Consider the following 25,105-nt stretch of genomic DNA (forward strand, 5'->3'; position numbering starts at 1 on the left):
TGTAAGGCGGTGCAAAATGGAGCAGTTAACGAAAAACTTATTAGCAGGTATGAACCCTGAGCAGGAAAAGGCGGTCAAAACAACTGAGGGACCGCTTCTTATTATGGCTGGTGCTGGATCAGGGAAGACACGTGTATTAACACATCGTATAGCATACTTAGTAATCGAAAAAGAAGTATACCCATCAAAGATTTTAGCAATCACATTTACAAATAAAGCTGCACGTGAAATGCGTGAGCGTATTGATGGAATTCTTGGTAACGGAACTGGCGATAGTATGTGGGTATCGACATTCCACTCAATGTGTGTGCGTATTTTACGACGTAATATTGATCAGCTTGGGATATCACGTAACTTTTCAATTTTAGATTCTACTGACCAGCTATCAGTTATTAAAAATGTTATGAAGGATGAAAATTTTGATACTAAGCGTTTTGAGCCTCGTGCGATTTTAAATGCGATTAGTTCAGCAAAAAACGAATGTAAAACTGCGGACGATTATGCAGGTCAAATCAATGAAAATAATCCTTACGAAAAAACGATTGCCCGTGTTTATCAAGGTTATGAAAAAAGACTACGTCGCAATCAGTCACTCGATTTTGATGATTTAATCATGACAACTATTACATTATTCAACCGCGTACCAGAAGTGCTTGAATACTATCAAAATAAATTCCAATATATTCATGTAGATGAATATCAAGATACGAATAAATCCCAATATTTACTCGTTCAGTTGCTTGCTAAGAAATTTAAAAATATTTGTGTTGTAGGTGATTCAGACCAATCGATTTATCGTTGGCGTGGTGCAGATATTGGCAATATTCTTTCATTCGAAAAGGATTATCCGAATGCTAAGGCCATTATGCTTGAGCAAAATTATCGTTCAACAAAACGCATCCTACAAGCGGCAAATGACGTCATTCAAAATAATACAACACGTTATCCAAAAGAACTGCGTACAGAAAATGCAGAAGGTGAAAAAATTGTGTTGTACAAAGCGTATAACGAGCAAGAGGAAGCGCAATTCGTTGTACAAACAATCCAACAGCTTATTCAAAAAGAAGATCGTACATTTGATGACTTTGCGATACTATATCGTACAAATGCTCAGTCCCGTGTGATGGAGGAAGTGCTTGTTAAGTCCAATATGGCTTATCAAATAGTTGGTGGTACTAAGTTCTATGATCGTAAAGAGATTAAGGATTTACTTGCCTACTTGCGCCTTATTGCCAATAATGATGATGATTTATCACTCGCACGTATTATTAATGAGCCAAAGCGTAGTATAGGTGCAACTTCCTTTGAAAAAATGGCTCGTTATGCGATTGAACAGGATCGCTCTATTTTTGATGCTATGAATGATCTTGTATTCATGGGTCTTTCAGGGAAGGCTGCTAATTCAGCTGAGCAATTTTACGCAATGATTAAAGGCTTTACAGAGATGCAAGAATATTTATCGGTGACAGAAATTGTAGAGCAGGTCATTGACAAATCTGGTTATCGCGCAATGCTACAAAACGAAAAGACGATTGAAGCGGAAAGCCGCTTAGAAAATATTGAAGAGTTTTTATCAGTAACAAAGGCTTTTGAAGAGCGTAGTGATGATAAAAGCTTAATCTCCTTTTTAACAGATTTGGCTCTAATTGCAGATATTGATGCACTTGATAAAGAGGACGCTTCGAAGGGCAACATTATTTTAATGACGATGCATGCCGCAAAGGGCTTAGAATTCCCTATCGTCTTTATCATTGGAATGGAGGAAAATATCTTCCCGCATTCTCGTTCACTTGATGATATGGATGAAATGGAAGAAGAACGACGATTGATGTATGTCGGCGTGACGCGTGCCGAGGAACGTTTATATTTAACGAGTGCACAAAGTCGTACGATTTTTGGTCGTTTTAGCTATAACAATGTGTCACGTTTCTTAGGTGAAATTTCGGAGGATATTACAGAGTCAATATCCAAAGGTGGCTCGAAGCCTGAGGTTCCGTTTGCCTCTAGTAATCGTTCTGCAGGTGGCTATCAAAAACGTACACTTGGAGCGGTTCAGAAAACACAGTCTGCAACAGCTCGTTTACAAACAACTGGTGGAGACCAATTTGGCTGGAAGGCTGGAGACAAAGCGATCCATAAAAAATGGGGAACAGGTATGGTTGTAAGTGTAAAAGGTGAGGGTGATAGTACAGAGCTAGATATTGCCTTTCCACAACCTATTGGTATTAAGCGATTACTAGCACAATTTGCACCTATTGAAAAAGGGTAAGCGAGGGAACTTAAATGAACGAAATCGAACAGCGCGTTGTGGAGTTAAATAAATTATTACACGAATACGGTCATGCCTATTACGTGTTGGATAAACCTGTCGTAGCAGATAGTGTTTATGACCAATTATTACATGAGCTTATTGCATTAGAGGAAGCGAATCCGTCACTTATTTACCCAGATTCACCTACACAGCGTGTTGGTGGAGCTGTGGTAGCAGGCTTTAAAAAAGTGACTCACGATTACCCTATGCTAAGTCTTTCAAACGCTTTTAATGAAGAAGACTTACGTGAATTTGACCGTAAAGTGCGTCAAGCAATCGGTGATAACTTTTCCTATGTTTGCGAGCTGAAAATTGATGGTCTTGCCATTTCATTAAAATACGAAAATGGCGTTTTTGTACAAGGAGCAACGCGAGGAGACGGTGTTGTCGGGGAAGATATTACAGCAAATTTAAAAACGATTCGGGCAATACCTCTTCGATTGAAGGAACCACTTACAATTGAAGTACGTGGTGAGGCGTATATGCCTAAAAAATCATTTGAAAAATTGAATACCCTACGTGCTGAAAATGGAGAAGAATTATTTGCTAATCCGAGAAATGCAGCTGCTGGTTCATTACGTCAGTTAGATCCTAAAATAGCAGCGAGTCGACAGCTATCAACCTTCATTTATGCAATCGGGGGAGATGGCGAGGCGTATGGTATTGACGGTCATGCGGAGATGCTCGATTATTTAGAGGGACTAGGCTTCCCATCAAACAAAGAGCGTCAACGCTGCTCAACGATTGAAGATGTACTAGCATTTATCGGAAAATGGACTGAAAACCGTCCGAATTTAGCCTATGAAATTGACGGTATTGTTATTAAGGTGGATCGTTATGCGCAACAAGACGAGCTTGGTTATACAGCAAAGAGTCCACGTTGGGCAATTGCCTATAAATTCCCTGCTGAGGAAGTAGTGACAACATTACTTGATATTGATTTAACCGTTGGGCGTACAGGTGTTGTTACACCGACTGCTATTTTATCGCCTGTTCAAGTAGCGGGTACAACGGTTCAACGTGCATCATTACACAATGAGGATTTAATTCGAGAGAAAGATATTCGACTAGGAGATACGGTCATTATCCGAAAAGCTGGAGATATTATTCCACAAGTTGTAGGTGTAATATTGGAGCAGCGCCCTAAAGACTCAGTGCCATATGTAATGCCTGAAAATTGTCCTGTTTGTGATAGCGAACTTATTCGTATTGAAGGAGAAGTGGCATTACGTTGTGTAAATCCAGCATGCTTTGCACAAATTGCGGAGAGCATTAAATATTTCGTATCGCGTAATGCTATGAATATTGACGGTCTTGGTGATAAAGTCGTTGAGCAATTATTACGTGCAGATTTAATTCATGATATCTCTGATTTGTATCACTTAACTGTAGAAAAGCTTGTCGAGCTTGAGCGTATGGGAGAAAAATCAGCTACGAATTTAGTCAATGCTATTCAGGCTTCCAAGGAAAATTCGATGGAGCGTTTACTAATTGGATTAGGGATACGACATGTTGGTGAAAAAGCAGCAAAAATTGTTTCAGAGGAGTTTGGAACGATGGAAGCGGTGATGGCAACAACAGAGGAGCAACTAGTGGCGATTCATGAAATCGGCGATAAAATGGCTTCATCACTTGTCGAGTATTTTTCAAATGAGGATGCATGTGCAGTCATTGAGCGCCTTGCTGAAGTAGGCGTAAATATGACGTATAAAGGTAAAAAGATTGAGGTAGCTGTAGGGGATAATCCTTTTGCAGGTAAAACAATCGTATTAACTGGTAAACTTGAGCAATTGACACGTAACGAAGCAAAGGCGAAAATAGAAGAGTTAGGTGGTATTGTTACAGGTAGTGTCAGCAAAAAAACTGATCTTGTCATTGCAGGAGCAGATGCGGGTTCTAAACTAACAAAAGCCGAGCAATTAGGTATTGAAGTTTGGAATGAAGACAGCCTGATCGAACAATTTAACCTCGTCCAATAATGGAAAATATTATAGTTAAAGTATGCTGAATTGTCCTAGCCACTTGGTGGGAAGTAAATGGATTTATATGTCTTTTTCGGTCCATAGGTGGTGTGAACAATTCGTCGAGCAGAATTTTAATTTCAGTAAAGGAGTACTAAGATAATGAAGTCATTTCGACTCATTCCAGCAATTGTCGCTGCTGCAATGCTAGTCGGCTGTGTGCCTTCTAATAAGAAGGAAACAGAGCTTACACAGGAGACGCAACAGGAAAAAGCGGAAACAACAATTATTCCAAGCTTACAGATTGATGAATCATATTATAGAACGCTAACTCCTTACAAACAAAGTGCTAGCAGAGGATTAGTAGTTTCAAATATTTTTACAAAATATGATATGAAGGAAGTTGAAACAGGTTTAATGCGTCTTTCTCAAGATGAGTTTGATACAGAAAACTACTTCTTCCAAGAGGGGCAATATTTAGCGGAAAGCACAGTGACAGATTGGCTTGCACGTAGTTCACAAACGAAGGATGGTTTAAATCCTCCAACGACGGACTCAATGCCAGCAGAAGAACGTGCAACAAAGGCTCCAATCTATTTATCACATATTGTTGAGCAAAATTATTTAACTAAAACTAGTGATAACAAAGTAAAATTAGGCGGTATTTCGATAGGACTTTCCTTAAACACTATTTATTACTATCAAAAAGAAAAATATGGGGAGTACTATGAGAAGCCAATTGAAGAGGCAAAACTCGTTGAGCAAGGAAAGAAAATGGCCGCTGAAATTGTGTCCCGCCTAAGAGCTCGTGATGAATTGAAAGATATACCGATTGTAGTAGGCTTGTTTAAACAAAAAGCTCGCAATGACATTATTCCAGGAACGTATTTTAGCTATGGCGTATCAAAAGCAGGACAAAACGACGTAGCTGATTGGAAAGGTATTGACGAAGAATATGTTCTTTTCCCAACGAGTGAATCACAAGATGTATACCGAGATGTTAGCAATAACTTTAAGAATTTTAAACAAGATATAGATAAATACTTTTCTAACTATACTAGTGTAATAGGAACAGGCTTCTACAAAGATAAAAAAATTCAAAAGCTAAAGATTGAAGTGCCTATCCAATTCTACGGTAAGTCTGAAATTATAGGCTTTACTCAATATTTAACAGGTGTTCTGATCAATCAATTTGATAACATCAATGTTGAAGTGAATATTACCTCAATAAATGGTCCAGAGGCATTGATCGTAAAGAATTCCAGCGAAAAGGAACCATACGTCCATATCTATTAATTTATAGTCAGCCACGTGCTGACTATATTTTTTTTGGAAGAAAAATGAGATTTGTTCGTTGTAAGAAATCAGAATGATGGATAGACTTTTTAGAGCGACGGAAAGAGCGATCGAATCGACGGAAGCTCTCCCCGATTTGACAATTAGAAGAGCTGCAGCACACAATCCAAGCCCTTCTCCCAAAAAGCGAAGTCTATATGAAGGACTCTAAAGGTGGCCCTTAAAGACAACACTTCGTCATAGTAGTGAAAGTTTCTTTATTTTTGGTGAAAGTTGTGATTTTTAATATGAAAAATGTTATGATTACTTGCATGGTTAACTTTATTCAACCCTATTGTTATCGACAAAAACAATGAATTGAGTGAGTATTCGGAGGTGTGGAAAAATGGCAAAATTAACAAAAGAAGAAGTTAAGCACGTTGCAAATTTAGCACGTCTTGCAATTACTGAAGAGGAAGCAGAGAAATTTGCTGAACAGCTTGGTAAAATTACAGACTTCGCAGAGCAACTAAACGAGTTAGATACAACGAATGTTGAACCAACAACTCATGTTTTACCACTAGTAAACGTAATGCGTGAAGATGTTGCAACAAAAGGCTTAGACCGTGAAGTAATGATGTTAAACGTAAAAGAACAAGAAGATGGTCAAGTAAAAGTACCAGCTATCATGTAATACTAAAACATAGGAGGATTCCTCATGACGTTATTTGAACGTTCAGCAAAGGAGCTACAAGCTGACATTAAAGCGGGTAAGCTAACAATCGCTGATTTAACAAAAGAAGCATACGAACGTGTGGCGAAGCTTGACGGCGATGTACAAGCTTTCCTTGCTTCAAACGAAGAAAAAGCAACTGCACAAGCAGCTGAAATGGACAAAGTGCCATTTGAAGAGCGTGGACCACTTTTCGGTCTTCCTATCGGTGTTAAAGACAACATCGTGACAGAAGGATTAGAAACAACTTGTGCTTCTAAAATTTTAGAAGGCTTTATGCCAATTTACGATGCAACAGTAGTTAAAAAGCTACGTGAAGCTGGTATGGTCACTATCGGTAAATTAAACATGGACGAGTTTGCAATGGGTTCTTCAAACGAAAACTCATACTATAAAACAACAAAAAATCCATGGAACTTAAACCACGTACCAGGTGGATCTTCAGGTGCGTCTGCAGCAGCAGTAGCAGCAGGTGAAGTACCATTCTCACTTGGTTCTGATACAGGTGGTTCAATCCGTCAACCAGCAGCATACTGCGGCGTTGTAGGGATGAAACCTACATATGGTCGTGTATCTCGCTTTGGTTTAGTTGCATTTGCATCTTCTTTAGATCAAATCGGGCCTATTACTCGTAATGTTGAAGATAATGCTCTATTACTTGAAGCAATTGCAGGATTAGATCCTAACGATTCAACTTCTGCAAACGTAGAAGTACCAAACTACGCAGCAGCCCTTACAGGTGATGTAAAAGGTTTACGTATCGCTGTGCCAAAAGAATTCCTTGGTGAAGGTGTTGGCGAAGCAGCACGTCAATCAGTGCTTAAAGCATTAGAAGTATTAAAAGGCTTAGGTGCTACAGTAGAAGAAGTATCACTTCCTCATTCGAAATACGCACTTGCAGCATACTATATTCTTTCTTCTTCAGAAGCGTCTTCTAACCTTTCTCGTTTCGACGGTATCCGTTATGGTTTCCGTGCAGAAAATGTTAATAATTTGATGGACCTTTATAAAGAAACACGTGCACAAGGCTTTGGCGATGAAGTAAAACGTCGTATCATGCTTGGTACTTACTCACTAAGCGCAGGTACGTATGATGCTTACTACAAAAAAGCTCAACAAGCACGTACACTTATCAAAGCAGACTATGACAAAGTATTTGAAGACTTTGACGTAATCATTGGACCAACTTCTCCAACACCAGCATTTAAAATTGGTGAAAACGTCGATGATCCAATGACGATGTATGCAAATGATATTTTAACGATTCCTATGAACTTAGCTGGTGTGCCAGCCATTTCAATTCCATGTGGCTTTGAAAATGAACTGCCATTAGGCTTACAAATTATCGGTAAATATTTCGACGAAGCAACAATTTACCGTGTAGCTCATGCTTTTGAACAAGCAACGGAGTTCCATAAACAAGTTCCTCAAATTTGGGAGGGAAAATAACATGAACTTTGAAACAGTCATTGGTTTAGAAGTACACGTTGAGTTAAAAACGAACTCAAAAATCTTCTCACCAGCACCAGCTCACTTCGGTGCTGAACCAAATACAAATACTACAGTTATCGACCTGGGCTATCCTGGTGTCCTTCCTGTACTTAATAAAAATGTTGTAGATTTCGCAATGCGTGCAGCACTTGCACTTAACATGGAAATCGAGCAAGAAACAAAATTTGACCGTAAAAACTACTTCTATCCAGATAATCCGAAAGCTTATCAAATTTCTCAATTCGATAAACCAATCGGTAAAAACGGCTGGATTGATATCGAGGTTGACGGCTATACAAAACGTATCGGTATTACGCGTCTTCATATGGAAGAAGATGCAGGGAAGCTTTCTCACTCTGGTGACCACTCTTTAGTTGACTTTAACCGTCAAGGTACACCACTTGTAGAAATCGTTTCTGAGCCAGATATTCGTACAGCAAACGAAGCGTATGCTTACTTAGAAAAATTAAAATCAATTATCCAATATACAGATGTATCTGACTGTAAAATGGAAGAAGGTTCACTACGTTGTGACGCTAACATTTCAATTCGTCCATATGGTCAAGAAGAATTTGGTACGAAGACAGAGCTTAAAAACCTTAACTCTTTCAACTATGTTCGCCGTGGTATAGAGCACGAGGAAGTGCGCCAAGCTGATGTCCTTCTTTCAGGTGGGGTAATTGAGCAAGAAACTCGTCGCTTCGATGAAAAAACAGGTAAAACAATTCTTATGCGTGTGAAAGAAGGAACAGATGATTATCGTTACTTCCCAGAGCCAGACTTAGTTCGTCTATCGATCTCTGATGAATGGTTAGAGCGAGTTAAAACAGAAATTCCAGAGCTTCCAGATGCTCGTAAAAAACGCTATGCTGAAGAATTAGGCTTAACTCCATATGATGCAGGAGTTCTTGTTATTTCAAAAGAAATCTCAGACTTCTTCGAGGCTATGGTAGTTAAAGGTGCAGATGCAAAGCTTTCAGCAAACTGGCTTATGGGTGATGTTTCTGCATACTTAAATGCTGAACAAAAAGACCTTAAAGATACTGCATTAACACCAGAAAACCTTGCAGAAATGGTGAAATTAATTACTGACGGTACAATTTCTTCTAAAATCGGTAAAAAAGTATTTACTGAATTAGTAGAAAATGGCGGTTCTGCAGCAGAAATCATTAAAGCAAAAGGTTTAGTTCAAATTTCTGATGAAGGTGCATTACTTGCTATCGTTACAGAAGTTCTAGACAACAATGCACAATCAATCGAAGACTTCAAAAACGGTAAGGATCGCGCTATCGGCTTCTTAGTTGGTCAAATTATGAAAGCTACTAAAGGTCAAGCGAACCCACCAATGGTCAATAAATTATTACAACAAGAAATTGCAAAACGTTAATTGCGATTGCAAAAAGGCCAAGAAAGCAAATTTGTTTTCTTGGCCTTTTATTTTGTAAATCAATACATATAAAAGACTCTTTGGGGTATCTATACAAGATAAATGCCCTGACAAGCAAAATTTTGAATGCAGGCAGTATGGAAATAATACTCATCACCAAAAGTCGGGGATAATTTATGTTAAAACGTATGTCATTTGAATAAGTAGATTTCAGTTCGTACTGAACGCCCCTAGTTAGAACTGAAGTCAATTTAGACTAAAAAATACCAAATTAACACTTAATAGTTGTCTTAAAAGCGTATTCATAGCAAAATATAGAATAGAACATGATAAAACTTTAGGAGGTCAATCAATGAAAACTGAACAACAATATTTCAATGACGCGATTTCGATTCAACAATATATGGATAATATGACGACGTTAAAAGAGGAAAGCTTCCGTATTTATGATGGCTTCGAAGTGCCATTAAACGATGGCTTTATCGAATTACTGAAGAAGAAGCAACCAAAAATTTTAACAATTACTGAGGACTGGTGCGGGGACGCAATGTTAAACAATCCAGTTATTCGTCGAGTTGCAGAGGCAGCAGGATTAGAAATGCGCGCAGTACTACGCGATGCTGATACAGATTTAATTGATCGCTATTTAACAAACGGTGGCCGTGCAATTCCAATTTATATTTTATTAGATGATGCTGGTGAGGTTGTTGGAAAATGGGGTCCACGTGCACCGGAATTACAGGAGCTAGTAGTGAGTAAACGAGCTACTTTACCTGATAAAGAAGATCCTACATTTGAAGATGCACAAAAAGCGCTATATGCTGAAATTCGTGAAGAAAATATAACGAATAAATCATATTGGACATTTGTTTATGAGGATTTTAAAAAGCAAGTAACAGCTGCATTATAATAATTGTAAATCGTAAGGCTGCATGTCAGAAAATGAGGACATGCCTGCTTTTGTTGACTATTGGAAGCTAAAGCAACATTTAAACGAATAATTCGTTGAAAGAAATAGAATCTTATGAAGCAAAGAAGGTATGTTATGAAACGAGCAAGAATCATTTATAATCCTACATCTGGACGTGAAGTGTTTAAAAAGCATCTACCAGAAGTATTGGCGAAATTAGAGGTAGCAGGCTATGAGACATCTTGTCACGCAACAACTTGTGAAGGTGATGCAACCATTGCAGCAAAAAATGCAGTTGAACGTGGCTTTGATATAATCATTGCAGTTGGTGGAGATGGCACATTAAATGAAGTTGTTTCTGGTGTGAGCTCTTTTGAGAACCGCCCGAAAGTAGGTTTAATTCCGATGGGCACAACGAATGACTTTGCCCGTGCCGTGCATATTCCGCGAAATATTGATGCTGCCGTTGAAATCATTATTAAAGGCGAAACGTTGCCGGTTGATGTTGGTTTATTAAATGGGGAACGCTATTTCATCAATATTGCCGCTGGCGGACGTATTACAGAGTTAACTTATGAAGTGCCAAGTAAAATGAAAACAATGTTAGGACAGCTAGCTTATTACGTAAAAGCAGTAGAAATGATCCCATCAATTAAAGCTTCCCATATGCGTATCGAATATGATGGCGAAGTGTTTGATGGGGATGCCATGATGTTTTTATGTGGCTTAACAAATTCAGTGGGTGGCTTTGAAAAGCTTGCACCTGATGCAAGTATTAATGATGGCTACTTTACTTTATTAGTATTGAAAAAAGTAAGCCTGCCTGAATTTATTCAGCTTGCCGCAATGGCATTAAGAGGCGAGCATTTGAATGATGATCGTGTAATTTATAAAAAGGCAAGTGTCGTAAAAGTATCTACTGAAGATGAAATACATTTAAATTTAGATGGTGAGTATGGTGGGGATGCGCCTGCTACTTTTGAAAACTTAAAGCGCCATATTGAGATTTTTGTTCCACTAGCAGATATTCGTGAGGAAGACCGTAATTAATAAAACATTAGAACAGGGCGCTCACAATAATCTAGTTTTGTGGATGAAATCGGTAAAAACCCCGTTTATAGGGCTAGATTTTGCCTCTAATTGGTATTGTGAATGAATTAAGAAAAATGTTTGGCAAATGTGCGTATATTACTTGAACAAAATTTGAAACCTTTATAATAGGCCGAAATTCCGGTCCATTATAAAGGTTTTTTTCGTTGCAATAGTGGAAAATGAGGTAGAGATAAGGGAAAGGAAGTGTTGCCTTTGTATAAGTCACAGGAAAGAAAGCTCATTTGGCTAAGCTTTGGTGTTGCAATTATTATGCTACTTTCCATACTTGGAAGAATATTTGGAGGTTAGGGGGGCAATGAAATGGTGAATGAATCAGCAGTCTTTTGGAGTAGAGCATTAACAGAACTAACTTTATCGTTCCATATTATTTATGCAACGATTGGTGTTGGTGTCCCGTTAATGATTATGATCGCCCAATGGACTGGGTATAAAAAAAATGACGAGCACTATATTTTAATGGCAAGACGTTGGGCACGAGGTTTTGTTATTACGGTTGCAGTCGGAGTTGTTACAGGGACAGCAATTGGCTTACAGTTATCTTTACTATGGCCGAATTTTATGCAGCTCGCCGGTCAGACAATTGCATTACCACTTTTTATGGAAACGTTTGCATTTTTCTTTGAGGCCATCTTTCTAGGCATCTACCTATATACTTGGGATCGCTTCGATAGTCAGAAGAAGCATATGCTACTGTTAATTCCAGTTGCTATCGGTGCATCGATGTCAGCTGTGTTTATAACAATTGTCAATGCGTTTATGAATGCACCACAAGGATTTGATATTGTGGACGGCCAGCTTGTGAATATTCAACCATTTTTAGCAATGTTTAACCCAGCGATGCCGACAAAGGTAGCGCATGTTCTCGTTACAGCCTATATGACATCCGCATTTGTGTTAGCATCAATTGCAGGATACCGTATGCTTAGAGGTTCTAAGCATATATATCATAAAAAATCTTTATTACTACTTATGAAGATAGGTCTGATTTTCTCCATTGCGTCAGCGATTATTGGAGACTTTTCAGGAAAGTATTTAGCAGAATATCAGCCAGAAAAACTAGCTGCAGCTGAGTGGCATTTTGAAACTGAAGACAAAGCTTCCCTTATACTGTTTGGTGTATTAGATGGAGAAGAAATAAAATATGCTATTAAAGTACCTTATGCTTTGAGTGTTTTAGCACATAATAATCCAAATGCAGAGGTAATTGGCTTAGATCAATTTGCTGAAGAAGATCGACCACCACTATATATTCATTACCTCTTTGATCTCATGGTGATGATTGGCATGTTCATGGCACTCGTTTCACTGCTTTACGTAACCGGGAAAGCACGTGATTGGCAGTTTATTCATTCACGTTGGTTTAGATGGATTGTTGTTGCAGGCGGACCACTTTCTATTATTGCGATTGAAGCAGGATGGTGGCTTGCTGAAGTTGGACGACAGCCTTGGATCTTATATGGATTAATGCGAACACCAGAAGGGGCCACGACGAGTGACCATGTAGATTTAATGATGCTATTGTTTACAGGAGTGTATGCCGTATTAGCAATAGGAAGTATGGTGGTGTTGATTCGTATGTTCAAAAAGAATCCAATTGAGCGAGAAATAGAAGATCGCCATGCTGAAAAAGGCGGTGACATCTTATGACATTAGAGATTTTAGGTATTTCAGTTTTATGGATTTTCCTATTTGGCTATGTCATTGTAGCTTCAATCGATTTTGGTGCAGGCTTCTTTAATGCCTACAGCCTACTCATCGGAAAAAATCATATTTTAACGAATATTATTAAGCGTTATCTATCACCAGTTTGGGAAGTAACCAATGTCTTTTTAGTATTCTTCTTTGTTGGGATTGTTGGATTTTTCCCACAAACAGCTTTCTATTATGGAACGATATTACTTGTTCCAGTTAGTATTTCGCTAGTGCTTCTTGCAATACGAGGCTCCTACTATGCGTTTGAATCATATGGCGCACGTGGACATATCGGTTACACACTGACGTATGGGGTAGCAGGTTTGCTCATCCCAGCCTCACTCTCTGTTGTATTCGCGATTGCGGCTGGTGGCTATGTTGATATTGTTGACGGGCAACCAGTCTTAAATTACTGGACATTGTATACGAGCCCATTTGCTTGGAGTATTGTCGTGTTAAGTATTGCAGCTGTACTTTATATTTCAGCCGTATTTTTAACTTGGTATGCTTATAAAGCAAAGGATAAAGAAGCCACAAATTTAATGCGAAGATATGCACTTGCTTGGGCGGTGCCTTTAATGGTGAGTGCGCTCGGCATTACGTACGAAATGAAATTCATCAACTCTGAAAGTTACGATAATATGGTTAATTTATGGTGGATGTTCGCCATTTCTGCCGTGTTATTTATTATTACTGTAGTGTTAATATGGATGCGAAAAAATTACGGTCTTGCGGTTGGATTATTGATTGCCCAATTTGCAGTGGCGTTCTTCGCATATGGTATCGCCCAATATCCATATTTACTATATCCGTATTTAACAATTTACGATAGCTTTACAAGTACACAAATGGCGATTGCACTCGTCATTGCGTTTATTTTAGGACTGTGTTTGCTTATTCCATCACTGTTCTTGTTGTTGAAATTATTCCTCTTCAACAAAAACTATGTGACAGGAAAAGAAGACAATCACGCATAGGAGGGATAAAACTATGGCAAGTTTTCTAATGTTTTATGCGCCATTTATAGTCGTCATCCTCGGAGTAGCTGCTGCTTTCTGGTGGGCTCCTAGAGATTACCATACAGTGAGGAAAGAGGGGAAGAGTCGCGAATAGCGGCTCTTTTTTCTACTCGTGTAAAGTGGAAGAGCTATCCGTTCTGGTGCATGGGAAGGAAGAGCTGATTACTTTTTTGTTTGCCTGAGCAGTTTGGGAGGAGAAAGGACATGGCAGTGTGTAGGGAGAGCAGATCGCATTCTTGTCTTACCCGAGCAGTTTGTAGGGAGAGCGGATCACATTCTTGTCTTACCCGAGCAGTTTGTAGGGAGAGCGAATCACATTCTCGGCCAACCCGAGCAGTTTTGGAGCAAAGCGGATCACATTCTTGACCTACCCGATCAGTTTGAAGTCAAACCTGATCACATTCTTGTTTTACCCGAGCAGTTTAGAAGTAGACTAGATCACTTCCTCGTCATACCCGAGCGGTTAATATTAAGCCTTGTTCTTTTTTCATCCGCCACAACATGCTACAATATAGAGATTGAAATGGAGGATGTACGAATGTCAGCACCCGTGAAAAAGAATGACCGACTAACAGTTTATATAGAAGATTTAACACATGATGGCAATGGCGTCGCGAAGGTTGATGGCTATCCATTATTTATCCAAGGTGCACTTCCTAATGAAACGGCGGAAGTACATGTTTTAAAAACATTAAAAAATTACGGCTTTGCGAAGGTTGCAGAAATTCTAAAGCCGTCACCAGACCGTGTGGATGCACCTTGTGAATATTTCAAGCAATGTGGCGGCTGTCAATTACAGCACCTGTCTTATGAAGGACAGTTGAAATGGAAAGAAAATATGGTACGTAATGTCATGCAGCGCATTGGTAAGATTGATGCGCCTGTTTTACCTGTGAAAGGCATGGAAGAGCCTTGGCATTACCGAAATAAAGCACAAATACCTTTCTCCTCAAATGAAGCAGGACAAGCAATTGCTGGCTTCTATAAAACGAAGTCTCATAGCATTGTGGATATGGAACGTTGCTTAATTCAGACAGGAGAAGCGGACGCTATTCTAGCAGGCTTGAAAAAGGAATTAGCTGCTATCGGGATTCGACCATATAACGAGGTATCGCATGAGGGAATGCTACGTCACGTAGTTATTCGTAAAGCACGAGCAACTGGTGAAGTTATGGTTGTTCTTGTAACTAAAAAGAAAAAATTCCTACAAAAAGAAGCCGCTGTTGCGTCAATCCAGAAGCTTGTCCCGAACGTAACATCAATTATGCAAAATGTAAACAGCGACAAAACGAACGTTATTTTCGGTGATGAAACCGTAAACCTATGGGGCAAGGACGTTATTATTGATACAATTGGCGATGTTCGTTTTGAAATTTCTGCTCGTTCATTTTATCAAGTAAATCCTCAGCAAACGGAAGTTCTTTACAAGCAAGCATTGGATTACGCTGACTTACAGGGTGATGAACGAGTAATTGATGCTTACTGTGGTATAGGCACAATTTCATTATTCCTTGCGCAAAAAGCAAAGGCTGTTATGGGTGTAGAAATTGTACCGCAAGCTATTGAAGATGCAAAACGCAACGCGGAATTAAATGGTTTCAATAATACGTATTTTGAGGCAGGTCCAGCAGAGGAAGTAATTCCACGTTGGTATAAGGAAGGTAAAGAAGCGGATGTTTTAGTAGTTGACCCACCGCGTAAGGGCTGCGATGAGGCGCTTCTAAAGACAATTTTAGAACAACGTCCAAAGCGTGTTGTTTATGTGTCCTGTAACCCAGCTACACTAGCACGTGACCTTCGAATTTTGGAAGATGGAGGCTATCAAACACAGGAGATTCAACCTGTGGATATGTTCCCTCATTCGACGCACGTCGAGTGTGTCTCGCAACTAATTTTAAAAGAAGAGGATTAATCCTTTTAAAGAAGACAGCTACCCATCGAGGTTACTGTCTTCTTTTTGCGTTTAAAGTAAATTTTAAGGTATGGAAAGATATGAATATTCCATACCAAAAGCCTCTATAGTAGACGGATTAAAAAAACGATAAATTCTTGTTGTTTTAAAAAAATGTTATTAGAATGCCCGAATTAATAATGGCAATAGTCAAGGGAATAGGATGGGATGACAACAGTGCAAAAGTGTTTACTTTTAGATAACGATAAGATAAACTAACGTGGATAATTATTATCCATGTTAGTTTTATTTGTTTGGTGGAAAATATTTAGAAAGTTATTAGAAAAGGCGGTGATATTAATGCAAATGAAGACGGGAGTTGAGCAGTCAGTGTATGCCATTCTAATCCTTAACATGTTGCCGGATAAAGCGGTATTACCTGGCGAAGCGATCAGTCAACAATTGGGTGCCTCTCCAACGTATTTTCAAAAATTGTTGAGGAAGTTAGTCAGCGCGGACTTGATTACTTCTGTACCAGGGGTGAAAGGCGGATTTAAATTAAAGAAAAAACCTGAAGATATTCGCGTATATGATATTTATCTTGCAGTAGAGGGACAACAATCTCTTTATTCCTCTAGTGGCGTTTTTCTTGGCATGTTTGATGTAGAAGAAAGTAGTTGCTTGTTAACGAACCTAATGGAAGAAGCCGAATTATCTTGGAAATCAGTGCTAAAGAGTGAAACGGTTGCATCATTATTTGAAGAATTAAATGAAAATTATCAACCAAAAGTACAATTACTACATGAATGGATAAAAGAAAAAATGGTTTTATAAATAGAAAAGCGCCAAAGTCAGGTGGAGTAAATATGGAGAAATTTCAATCGCATAATGGTTTTGCGCGAACATTTAAAGAAAATAGATTGACGCTAGGACTTTCGTTTCCTTTGGAGTTGTCTTCGGACAATCTTCAGGCAATGGATTTAGCAGAACAAATGATACTGGCAAAACAAGCGGAAGATCTCGGGTTTGCTTCTTTGTTTGTTAGGGATTCACCACTTTATGATCCTAACTTTGGGGATAATGGCGTTATGTACGATCCTTTCCTATTCCTTGCATACGTAGCAGCACATACGAATAAAATCGCGCTTGGCACTGCGAGTGTTGTTACGTCATTGCGACACCCTCTTCACTTAGCGAAGTCAGCTGCAACTTTAGATAATATGTCTAAACAACGCTTCTTATTTGGTGCTGCAACTGGAGACCGGCCAATCGAATTTCCTGCATTTAAAGTTGAACGTGATGATCGTGCAGAATTGTTTAGGGAGTCTATACTGGTCATGAGAAAAGTGTGGAAAAAATCATTTCCACAAATACAGTCAAAGCGAGTGGGACTTACAGAGGGTGATGTGATTCCTAAGCCATTTTTAGCTGACATCCCCATTTTAGGTACAGGATATTCTGGGCAAACAGTTGAATGGTTAGCAGAAAACACAGATGGCTGGATGTTTTATGCGCAAGAGGTGAATCGTCAGCAGGAGTTAATCAAGCATTGGAGGAAAGTGACGGAAAGATTTAAGCCATTTTCTCAACCTTTAGTTATTAACTTATCAGAGAATCCAATGGCTTCACCTAGCCCAATTCCGATAAAAGTTGGTTTCACATCAGGTCGTAAGTTTTTAATTGATTACCTTTATGCTCTACAAGATAGAGGGATTAATCATGTCATACTTATTTTTAAAAATGGTAATCGTCCTACGGCTGAAGTGATTCAAGAATTAGGAGAGTATGTAGTACCGCATTTCCCTGCACTAACTAAATAAACGGTTTATGTATAGAAATGAAAAACAAATCTAGTGTAGCACTTGTGAAAAGTCGCGTGGCATCAAGGAGAAACAGGTAATTCTGAAGTGACTCAAGATTGAATTATAGACAAAATTAATAAAGAGAATAGAGATGAAATAAGATGATAAATAACTTAGGGCGTATTAATGAATTAGCGAAAAAACAGCGTGAAGAAGGTTTGACAAATGCTGAACTAGTTGAGCAACAAGTATTACGCGAGGATTACTTACGTGAAATTCGCGGACAAATTCTCGACACTTTTTCAGGAATGACTGTACTTGATCCACTTGGAAATGATGTAACACCGGATAAATTGCGTAGAGAAAAGGAAATGGATTTACGAGAAGAATAAATCTATTGGAAGGAGGTTAACTAATTGAGATTAAGCATATTGGACCAAGCACCCATTACGAAAGGGAATACAGCAGCAGACGCTTTGAAGAAGGCGGAAGAGCTAGCGATTTTAGGAGATGAATTAGGCTATCATCGAATGTGGATGGCAGAACATCATGCAACAAATGTTTTTGCAAGTTCAGCTCCAGAGGTGACAGCTGCTTATTTGACTGCTAGAACAAAAAATATTCGGATAGGGACCGGGGGAGTTATGATGATGCATTATTCCCCATTGAAACTGGCGGAAGTGTTTAAAACACTAAGTGCATTTTCACCGGGCCGCATTGATTTTGGAGTTGGTCGAGCTCCAGGAGGGGATAACTACTCCATTTATGCTTTATCTGAAGGACGCCAACCGATGGTGAACAATATGTATGAAAAATTTGATACGACATTGCAGTTGATCAGCGACGAGGTTCCTGATAATGACTTATATAACAAAACAATTGCAACACCGTCCAAAATCTCTCTGCCAGAAGCTTGGCTTTTAGGTTCTAGTGGTAACAGTGCTGTACAGGCTGGGCGTAGGGGTGTTGGTTATTCTTTTGCACAATTCTTTAATGGTGAGATGACTAAGGAAATCTTAGATGTATACAAAAAGAATTTTCAACCTTCAGCTTTTATAGAGAAGCCTGAAATAAATGTTTCCTATATGGTGACAACAGCCGAGACAAAAGAAGAAGCTGAGTTTGAGGCAATGCCACAAGATATTTGGCGTTTACTGTTTATGAAAGGCAAGATTGGGCAAGTTTTGACGCCTGAAGAGGCCTGTGATTATTCATTGACGGAAATGGATCGCATGACGATTAAAGAAAATCGTAAAATCCATTTGGTGGGAGATGTAAAAGAAATCGCAACATTGTTACAGGAAGAGCAAGCTCACTATGGATTTGATGAAGCGATGATTTGCAGCATCCCTCATTCACAAGAGAAGCGTCTGAATGTTTATAAATTATTAGCACAGGAATTGTTTTAAATAAAGGAAGGAAGAAGAAAATGAAAGACTATTTAGTAAAAGCGTTAGCTTATAGTGGACAAGTACGTGCTTATGCAGTCAATACAACCGAAGTAATTGGAGAAGCACAACGTCGCCACAATACGTGGCCAACTGCTTCGGCTGCATTAGGACGATCAATGACTGCTAGTGTGATGCTGGGAGCAATGCTCAAAGGTGAAGAAAAAATAACAGTGAAAATCAATGGTGGTGGCCCTATTGGCACAATTCTTGTTGACACAAACGCCAAAGGAGAAGTAAGAGGCTATGTATCCAATCCTCAAACTCATTTCGACCTTAATGAACAAGGAAAGCTAGATGTGAAAAGAGCAGTAGGAACAAATGGAATGCTGACAGTATCAAAAGATATAGGATTACAGCAACCTTTTACGGGGCAAATCCCAATTGTATCTGGTGAGATAGGTGAAGATTTTACATCTTATCTTTTTAATTCCGAACAAACATCATCTGCTGTAGGAGTAGGTGTGCTAGTGAACCCAGATAACACAATTCAAACAGCCGGTGGTTTCATCATACAACTTATGCCAGGTGCAGAGGATGAAATAATTAGCGCAATAGAAGAAAGACTGAAAGTAATTGCACCAATCTCTTCTATGATTGCTGAAGGTATGACGCCGGAACAAATACTTGAGCAAGTACTCGGTGAAGGAAATGTGAAAGTTCTAGAAAAAATACCGGTTCAATTCCAGTGTCAATGCTCTGAAGAGAGAGTTGCCAATGCCATAATCAGTTTAGGAAGTGAAGAGATTCAAGACATGATTCATACAGACGGACAGGCAGAAGCGAATTGCCATTTCTGTAATGAAACATACCATTTCACTAAAGAGGACTTAGAGGAATTGAGAGAAGCAGCGGTTTAATAAAACTTAACGTTTTCAGCAAAATAAGAAATCCAGTTTAAACTTAAAAGGGTCGATTAAATGAAATGAACACTGCGATGCAAGTATCAATGCACCGCAGTGTTTTGGACTTTATTCTTTATAAAGGTATCGTATCAACCTAGTTACATTAAATGCATTTGAAATTACTCGCTTAGCTTGATAACGATGTGAAGATTTCTCAGAGAATGAATAAGATTAATAATGTGAAGTAATCAAAATTTATGAAGGAATATACTTCAACTAACGGAGACGTTAGTTGAAGAAAAAACTGTTTGAAGATAAATAATAAGGCTAGGTTCTACTATGGTAGGACCTAGCCAATTATATAAACCCACCAACACCATGTGTTGCCACATACACTCCACACATTGTGAAGCGGTCGCGTTGTTGGAGTTGGTATAATAGAAAAGCAGTTGATATAGAAGAAGTCTATACCAACTGCTTTTTTTGTTTAGCTTATTTCAGCGGGTGTCTAAACATCCGTACCTGTCGCTACGCTTTCGGTACAAAAGACATCCGCTGAAATAGAGGAACTCAGTCTAAGAACGCCACGTCCTGTGGCATTACTGAAATGACCGACATCGTGTCGGCCCTCGCGCAGGCCTAAGTACAAAGCCGATTCCGGACGCATTGTTTATCTGCGCGACAGCGGCAAATGTTTTCTGTAGCAAAAGCAAAGCGGCAGCTACAATTATGCTGAGGCAGTATTGATTAAAAGTACCATTCAGGACCGATTTTCGTTAAAATAAACATTGCCGGTTTTCCAAAATTATAAATGTCCAAATGTACGTGTTTGATTATAAGTTATTAAGCATGATATAAGTGTAAAAGAAGCGGAACATTTGGCTTTTTATTTTATGACCGAGAGTTTGAAGCTGTATCGATAGTGAGAGGAATTGAGTTTGAAATGATAGATAATTTTTGGCGTGATTTACCACGACCATTTTTTGTACTTGCACCAATGGAAGATGTGACAGATGTTGTTTTTCGTCACGTAGTAAGTGAAGCTGGCCGACCGGATGTATTTTTCACAGAGTTTACAAACTCGGATAGCTATTGCCATCCAGAGGGCATGAAAAGTGTGCGTGGCCGTTTGATTTTTACAGAAGATGAACAGCCAATGGTGGCACATATTTGGGGAGATAATCCCGAATATTTCCGTCAAATGAGTATTGGTATGGCAGAGCTAGGATTTAAAGGCATCGATATTAATATGGGCTGCCCTGTACCGAATGTGGCATCGAGAGGGAAAGGTAGTGGCCTTATTCTGCGTCCAGATGTAGCGGCAGAGCTTATTCAAGCGGCAAAAGCGGGCGGACTGCCTGTCAGCGTGAAAACACGACTTGGCTTTAGCGATGTAAATGAGTGGGAGGAGTGGTTAACGCATATTTTTAAACAGGATATAGCGAACCTTTCTATTCATTTACGTACAAGAAAGGAAATGAGCCAAGTAGATGCGCATTGGGAGCTAATTCCGGAAATCAAAAAATTACGTGACCGTATTGCACCAAATACGCTACTAACAATCAATGGAGACATTCCTGACCGTCAAACTGGGCTGCAGCTTGCTGAACAATATGGTATTGATGGTGTTATGATTGGGCGAGGTATATTTAAAAATCCTTTTGCTTTTGAAAAGGAACCAAAAGAGCATAGCAGTAAAGAGTACCTTGATCTTTTAAGACTGCAGCTTGATCTTCAAGATCAATATGCGGAAGAACTACCACGTTCAATCACAGGGCTTCATCGCTTTTTCAAAATTTATGTCAAAGGATTCCGTGGAGCGGGTGAATTAAGAAATCAATTGATGAACACGAAATCAACAGATGAGGTGCGTGCATTGCTTGATAACTTTGCATTAAACAATGTTGATTGACGACGGACGGTAGAATGAGCTAACAGCAAAAAAAGTTAGAGTTTATTTAGCGGTAACAGGAATGAATGCGGTATTGAACCGACCAGCAGCACCACATATGTTGTCACATACACTCTGCACATTGTGAATCGCTCGAACTGCTAGAGTTAAAATAATAATCAAACCCTTGAAGATGACTTATTGAAGGCAATTTCAAGGGTTGTTTTTAAGTTGTGAATTGAAATAGTGATATTTTTGGTGTGTTTTAGAGTTATGGATATTTTGTTTTTCTTCTGGTGAATTCAGTTTCTGGTATGGGTAAGAATATCAAATACAGGTGGATGTGCAAAATTCAATGGACAAAATTTTGTAAATCTGTTTCTTTGTATAAATCCAGTAATTTACACTTCGTTTTTGAATTTAATGTATACTTTAATTATCCTGTAAACAAGTAGGAAAGTATTTTCTAGGAGATATACGATGAAATTTGATTGTTTAATTGTTGATGATGAGATTGCTTTAGCTGAAACAACTTGTGAGTATTTTAATATGTTCGAAGTTAAAACGGCATTTGTGGTGAGTGCAGGGGAGTGTAAACGTTTTTTGGAAGAACATGAACCATTATTGATTCTTCTAGACATCAACCTTGGTAATGAATCGGGGTTTGATTTATGTAAAAAATTGCGTAAAACAACGCAGGTTCCGATTCTATTTATAAGTGCTCGTTCTAGTGATGACGACGTGCTAATTGCGCTTAACATAGGAGGTGACGATTACATACAAAAGCCATATACATTAAGTGTGTTACTAGCAAAAGTAAAAGCAGTACTCAAAAGGTATGGCAGTGGTTCTAGCAACCAGCAAGAATTTTTAGAGTTTGGACAGATCCAAATTGATATGAAACTTTATCGTGTTCGAGTAAAAGGTATGGATATTCAACTAAAAACGATGGAATATAAACTTCTCTCGTATTTGGCAAAAAATAAAAATCGTATCATCACAAAAGATGAATTATTTCAAAATGTATGGGGAGATTCCTTTGTTGGGGATGGGACCCTAAATGTACATATTCGGCATTTACGCGAGAAAATTGAAGAGAATCCAAAGGACCCGCAATTTATAAAAACGGTATGGGGAATAGGATATGTGTTAGAGGATACCAACCAATGAGAATAAACCTGATAATTGTTGTGATTTTGGTTGTTTTTGCTGTAGGAATTACTTTCTCAATAAGCACTATTAACAATAAAAATATTTCAGAAGTGGATCTTGTAGCCATAAATGATGTGGTTAAAATTGTCGAAAAAAATTGGGGACAAGTTAGTGAAGAAATTTTTCACGGTAGCGATATAAAACAACAATTTTCTATTATAGATCAATTGGGAAACGTGATTTACCAAACATCAGGCAATCACTTTAACAATATATACGATGCCATAAAAAATAGAGATACATTTATAGATCTGAAACAAAATAACGAAATTGTAGGGAAAGTAATTATTTGCAATAACGAACAAGAAATAGTGGAACAAATGAAAAATGAACTGATCACATCCATAAGTTTAATTTTTGGTCTATTAATGATTATTAGTATTCTATATATCACCTATATTTATAGAACGTTATTGAAACCGTTTCAGCAGCTTCGGATTTTTGCAACAAATGTGGCTAGAGGTAATTTAGATATACCTTTAAATATGGACAAGTACAATTACTTTGGTGCGTTTACGGAAAGTTTTGATTTATTACGTGAAGAACTCGATGCTGCCCGTCAAAGAGAGTATGAATCCAACCGTAGTAAGAAAGAGCTTGTGGCCACATTAAGTCATGATATTAAGACGCCGGTCGCTTCAATAAAGGCAGTTAGTGAATTGATGCTTGTGCAGGCAAAGGATGAAAAGGTCATTAAGCAAGTGAATACAATCTATTCGAAAGCAGAGCAAATTAACTTACTTGTTACAGATATGTTTCACGCCACTTTAGAAGAACTGCAACAGTTAAAGTTAAGGGTAACCGAAGAATCTAGCGAAGTACTTGTTGATATGATTGAAAATGTAAATTATGACCATCAAATCGTCTATGATTCAATTCCACAATGTATTATTTTAACGGATCCTGTACGTATGCAGCAGGTAATAGACAATATTATCAGTAATTCATATAAATATGCAGGAACTAAGGTCACTATTAAGTCACAAATCAAGCAGGGGTATCTTGAACTCCACATCATGGACTTAGGGTCCGGAATTAGCGAAGAAGAATTGCCCCTACTGTTCAATAAATATTATCGAGGAACAAATGTCGAGGGCAAGAATGGTTCAGGACTTGGTCTCTATATATCGAAGTATTTCATGGAAAATATGTACGGCCAAATTAGCTGTTACAATCGGCATGATGGCTTTACCGTAGTATTGAAAATCAAGCTTGCATGAAAATTAAGGATTAGTTAATAATTGCACAAAGATTTAATAAGAATTCATTTTGTATGATAAGGCTGTAATCTTCATTACGGTCTTTTTTATTTGAGTTGAAAATTCAAACATGAGCTTAATAAAGGGAGAGTGCTAAAAAAACATGACAAAGACGATTATCAAAACGGAGAAGCTGTGTAAAACCTTTTCGAGCGGTGGAATTCAACAGCATGTATTAAAAAATCTAGATATCAGTTTAATAGAAGGGGATTTTACAATCATAATGGGTAGTTCAGGGTCTGGAAAGTCCACTCTACTTTATGCAATGAGTGGAATGGATAAACCGACATTAGGCGAAATCGATTTTGCTGGTAAAAATTTAGCTAAATTAAACAACGACCAACTAGCGATATTTAGAAGAGACAATTGCGGCTTTGTATTTCAACAAATTTATTTACTGGACAATATGAGCGTACTCGATAATGTACTGGCAAGTGGTCTTTTAGTAAATAAGAATAAGCGTGAACTCGTAAAAAAAGCAAAAGAATTATTAATACAAGTAGGAATCAATGAAAACGCATGTTCTAAATTTCCGACACAGCTTTCTGGTGGTGAGGCTCAACGAGTTGGGATTGTTCGAGCATTAATTAACAATCCGAGAATACTTTTTGCCGATGAACCAACTGGTGCATTAAATTCGGCATCTAGTGATAGTGTGTTAGATGTTTTAACAAATGTAAATCGAAACGGGCAAAGCATGGTTATGGTCACTCATGATATGAAAACAGCATTGCGCGGAAATCGAATTTTATATTTACGAGATGGCGTAATTTGCGGTGACTTGCAGTTAGGCGCGTTCAGTGAGAAAGAGAATTTCGAACGTCATGAAAAGCTCGGGGCTTTCCTTGCAGAAATGGGGTGGTAA

Annotated in this window: 21 protein-coding genes; all 21 read left to right on the forward strand. The window is 38.5% G+C overall.

All coding sequences use genetic code 11. The features are described 5' to 3' along the window. Positions 1-16: 16 nt before the first annotated feature. The 21 genes from pcrA (at position 17) to ACZ11_RS22490 (ending at position 25,105) form a co-directional block, all read left to right on the forward strand. Positions 17-2,269 carry a DNA helicase PcrA gene (pcrA, locus tag ACZ11_RS22395; RefSeq protein WP_049668783.1) on the forward strand — a complete coding sequence of 751 codons (2,253 nt, stop codon included), beginning with the start codon at positions 17-19 and terminating at the stop codon, positions 2,267-2,269. 14 nt (positions 2,270-2,283) lie between these two features. Further along, a complete protein-coding gene (ligA, locus tag ACZ11_RS22400; protein WP_049668784.1) occupies positions 2,284-4,290 on the forward strand; it encodes an NAD-dependent DNA ligase LigA in 2,007 nt (668 codons plus the stop codon). Positions 4,291-4,434: 144 nt separating this feature from the next. Beyond that, complete coding sequence (locus ACZ11_RS22405) at positions 4,435-5,568, forward strand: CamS family sex pheromone protein (protein WP_049668785.1); 1,134 nt, start codon at positions 4,435-4,437, stop codon at positions 5,566-5,568. A 385-nt stretch (positions 5,569-5,953) separates the two neighbouring features. Further along, positions 5,954-6,241, forward strand: a complete 288-nt coding sequence (gatC, locus tag ACZ11_RS22410) for an Asp-tRNA(Asn)/Glu-tRNA(Gln) amidotransferase subunit GatC (protein ID WP_010857153.1) — start codon at positions 5,954-5,956, stop codon at positions 6,239-6,241. A gap of 24 nt (positions 6,242-6,265) precedes the next feature. Further along, positions 6,266-7,729 (forward strand): Asp-tRNA(Asn)/Glu-tRNA(Gln) amidotransferase subunit GatA, encoded by a 1,464-nt coding sequence (gene gatA / locus ACZ11_RS22415; protein ID WP_049668786.1) that lies wholly within the window; start codon positions 6,266-6,268, stop codon positions 7,727-7,729. A gap of 1 nt (position 7,730) precedes the next feature. Beyond that, positions 7,731-9,158, forward strand: coding sequence for an Asp-tRNA(Asn)/Glu-tRNA(Gln) amidotransferase subunit GatB (gene gatB, locus ACZ11_RS22420; RefSeq protein ID WP_049668787.1), 1,428 nt, complete (start codon positions 7,731-7,733; stop codon positions 9,156-9,158). Between the two features lie 352 nt (positions 9,159-9,510). Further along, positions 9,511-10,068, forward strand: a complete 558-nt coding sequence (locus ACZ11_RS22425) for a thioredoxin family protein (protein ID WP_049668788.1) — start codon at positions 9,511-9,513, stop codon at positions 10,066-10,068. A 135-nt stretch (positions 10,069-10,203) separates the two neighbouring features. Further along, positions 10,204-11,118 carry a diacylglycerol kinase gene (locus ACZ11_RS22430; RefSeq protein WP_049668789.1) on the forward strand — a complete coding sequence of 305 codons (915 nt, stop codon included), beginning with the start codon at positions 10,204-10,206 and terminating at the stop codon, positions 11,116-11,118. Between the two features lie 363 nt (positions 11,119-11,481). Then, entirely contained in the window at positions 11,482-12,828 is a 1,347-nt protein-coding gene (locus ACZ11_RS22435; RefSeq protein ID WP_049668790.1) for a cytochrome ubiquinol oxidase subunit I, read from the forward strand. After that, positions 12,825-13,850, forward strand: a complete 1,026-nt coding sequence (locus tag ACZ11_RS22440) for a cytochrome d ubiquinol oxidase subunit II (RefSeq protein WP_049668791.1) — start codon at positions 12,825-12,827, stop codon at positions 13,848-13,850. The genes ACZ11_RS22435 and ACZ11_RS22440 overlap by 4 nt, the downstream gene beginning before the upstream one ends. Positions 13,851-13,863: 13 nt before the next feature. Further along, positions 13,864-13,986 carry a cytochrome bd oxidase small subunit CydS gene (gene cydS / locus ACZ11_RS27310; RefSeq protein WP_269079339.1) on the forward strand — a complete coding sequence of 41 codons (123 nt, stop codon included), beginning with the start codon at positions 13,864-13,866 and terminating at the stop codon, positions 13,984-13,986. A 444-nt stretch (positions 13,987-14,430) separates the two neighbouring features. Next, positions 14,431-15,804, forward strand: a complete 1,374-nt coding sequence (gene rlmD / locus ACZ11_RS22445) for a 23S rRNA (uracil(1939)-C(5))-methyltransferase RlmD (protein ID WP_049668792.1) — start codon at positions 14,431-14,433, stop codon at positions 15,802-15,804. Positions 15,805-16,143: 339 nt separating this feature from the next. Further along, a complete protein-coding gene (locus tag ACZ11_RS22450) occupies positions 16,144-16,617 on the forward strand; it encodes an RrF2 family transcriptional regulator (RefSeq protein WP_049668793.1) in 474 nt (157 codons plus the stop codon). 32 nt (positions 16,618-16,649) lie between these two features. Further along, complete coding sequence (locus ACZ11_RS22455) at positions 16,650-17,603, forward strand: LLM class oxidoreductase (RefSeq protein WP_049668794.1); 954 nt, start codon at positions 16,650-16,652, stop codon at positions 17,601-17,603. Between the two features lie 143 nt (positions 17,604-17,746). After that, entirely contained in the window at positions 17,747-17,977 is a 231-nt protein-coding gene (locus ACZ11_RS22460; protein ID WP_049668795.1) for a DUF896 domain-containing protein, read from the forward strand. A 24-nt stretch (positions 17,978-18,001) separates the two neighbouring features. Beyond that, positions 18,002-18,994: an LLM class flavin-dependent oxidoreductase gene (locus ACZ11_RS22465; RefSeq protein WP_049668796.1), complete on the forward strand. Its 993-nt coding sequence runs from the start codon at positions 18,002-18,004 to the stop codon at positions 18,992-18,994. A 20-nt stretch (positions 18,995-19,014) separates the two neighbouring features. Further along, the gene (gene hslO / locus ACZ11_RS22470; RefSeq protein WP_049668797.1) at positions 19,015-19,893 is read left to right on the forward strand and encodes an Hsp33 family molecular chaperone HslO; all 879 of its coding nucleotides are present in this window, start codon (positions 19,015-19,017) and stop codon (positions 19,891-19,893) included. A gap of 928 nt (positions 19,894-20,821) precedes the next feature. Further along, complete coding sequence (locus ACZ11_RS22475; RefSeq protein WP_049668798.1) at positions 20,822-21,790, forward strand: tRNA dihydrouridine synthase; 969 nt, start codon at positions 20,822-20,824, stop codon at positions 21,788-21,790. A gap of 459 nt (positions 21,791-22,249) precedes the next feature. After that, positions 22,250-22,939 (forward strand): response regulator transcription factor, encoded by a 690-nt coding sequence (locus ACZ11_RS22480; protein ID WP_049668799.1) that lies wholly within the window; start codon positions 22,250-22,252, stop codon positions 22,937-22,939. Next, complete coding sequence (locus ACZ11_RS22485; RefSeq protein ID WP_049668800.1) at positions 22,936-24,201, forward strand: HAMP domain-containing sensor histidine kinase; 1,266 nt, start codon at positions 22,936-22,938, stop codon at positions 24,199-24,201. Before ACZ11_RS22480 ends, ACZ11_RS22485 begins: the two co-directional genes overlap by 4 nt. Before the next feature lie 142 nt (positions 24,202-24,343). Continuing rightward, a complete protein-coding gene (locus ACZ11_RS22490; RefSeq protein WP_049668801.1) occupies positions 24,344-25,105 on the forward strand; it encodes an ABC transporter ATP-binding protein in 762 nt (253 codons plus the stop codon).

The organism is Lysinibacillus xylanilyticus (assembly GCF_001183605.1).
GTDB lineage: Bacteria > Bacillota > Bacilli > Bacillales_A > Planococcaceae > Lysinibacillus > Lysinibacillus xylanilyticus.

Coding starts and splice junctions, on each gene's coding strand:
- pcrA (WP_049668783.1), top strand. CDS start 17: ATGGAGCAGTTAACGAAAAACTTATTAGCAGGTATGAACCCTGAGCAG.
- ligA (WP_049668784.1), top strand. CDS start 2,284: ATGAACGAAATCGAACAGCGCGTTGTGGAGTTAAATAAATTATTACAC.
- ACZ11_RS22405 (WP_049668785.1), top strand. CDS start 4,435: ATGAAGTCATTTCGACTCATTCCAGCAATTGTCGCTGCTGCAATGCTA.
- gatC (WP_010857153.1), top strand. CDS start 5,954: ATGGCAAAATTAACAAAAGAAGAAGTTAAGCACGTTGCAAATTTAGCA.
- gatA (WP_049668786.1), top strand. CDS start 6,266: ATGACGTTATTTGAACGTTCAGCAAAGGAGCTACAAGCTGACATTAAA.
- gatB (WP_049668787.1), top strand. CDS start 7,731: ATGAACTTTGAAACAGTCATTGGTTTAGAAGTACACGTTGAGTTAAAA.
- ACZ11_RS22425 (WP_049668788.1), top strand. CDS start 9,511: ATGAAAACTGAACAACAATATTTCAATGACGCGATTTCGATTCAACAA.
- ACZ11_RS22430 (WP_049668789.1), top strand. CDS start 10,204: ATGAAACGAGCAAGAATCATTTATAATCCTACATCTGGACGTGAAGTG.
- ACZ11_RS22435 (WP_049668790.1), top strand. CDS start 11,482: ATGGTGAATGAATCAGCAGTCTTTTGGAGTAGAGCATTAACAGAACTA.
- ACZ11_RS22440 (WP_049668791.1), top strand. CDS start 12,825: ATGACATTAGAGATTTTAGGTATTTCAGTTTTATGGATTTTCCTATTT.
- cydS (WP_269079339.1), top strand. CDS start 13,864: ATGGCAAGTTTTCTAATGTTTTATGCGCCATTTATAGTCGTCATCCTC.
- rlmD (WP_049668792.1), top strand. CDS start 14,431: ATGTCAGCACCCGTGAAAAAGAATGACCGACTAACAGTTTATATAGAA.
- ACZ11_RS22450 (WP_049668793.1), top strand. CDS start 16,144: ATGCAAATGAAGACGGGAGTTGAGCAGTCAGTGTATGCCATTCTAATC.
- ACZ11_RS22455 (WP_049668794.1), top strand. CDS start 16,650: ATGGAGAAATTTCAATCGCATAATGGTTTTGCGCGAACATTTAAAGAA.
- ACZ11_RS22460 (WP_049668795.1), top strand. CDS start 17,747: ATGATAAATAACTTAGGGCGTATTAATGAATTAGCGAAAAAACAGCGT.
- hslO (WP_049668797.1), top strand. CDS start 19,015: ATGAAAGACTATTTAGTAAAAGCGTTAGCTTATAGTGGACAAGTACGT.
- ACZ11_RS22475 (WP_049668798.1), top strand. CDS start 20,822: ATGATAGATAATTTTTGGCGTGATTTACCACGACCATTTTTTGTACTT.
- ACZ11_RS22480 (WP_049668799.1), top strand. CDS start 22,250: ATGAAATTTGATTGTTTAATTGTTGATGATGAGATTGCTTTAGCTGAA.
- ACZ11_RS22485 (WP_049668800.1), top strand. CDS start 22,936: ATGAGAATAAACCTGATAATTGTTGTGATTTTGGTTGTTTTTGCTGTA.
- ACZ11_RS22490 (WP_049668801.1), top strand. CDS start 24,344: ATGACAAAGACGATTATCAAAACGGAGAAGCTGTGTAAAACCTTTTCG.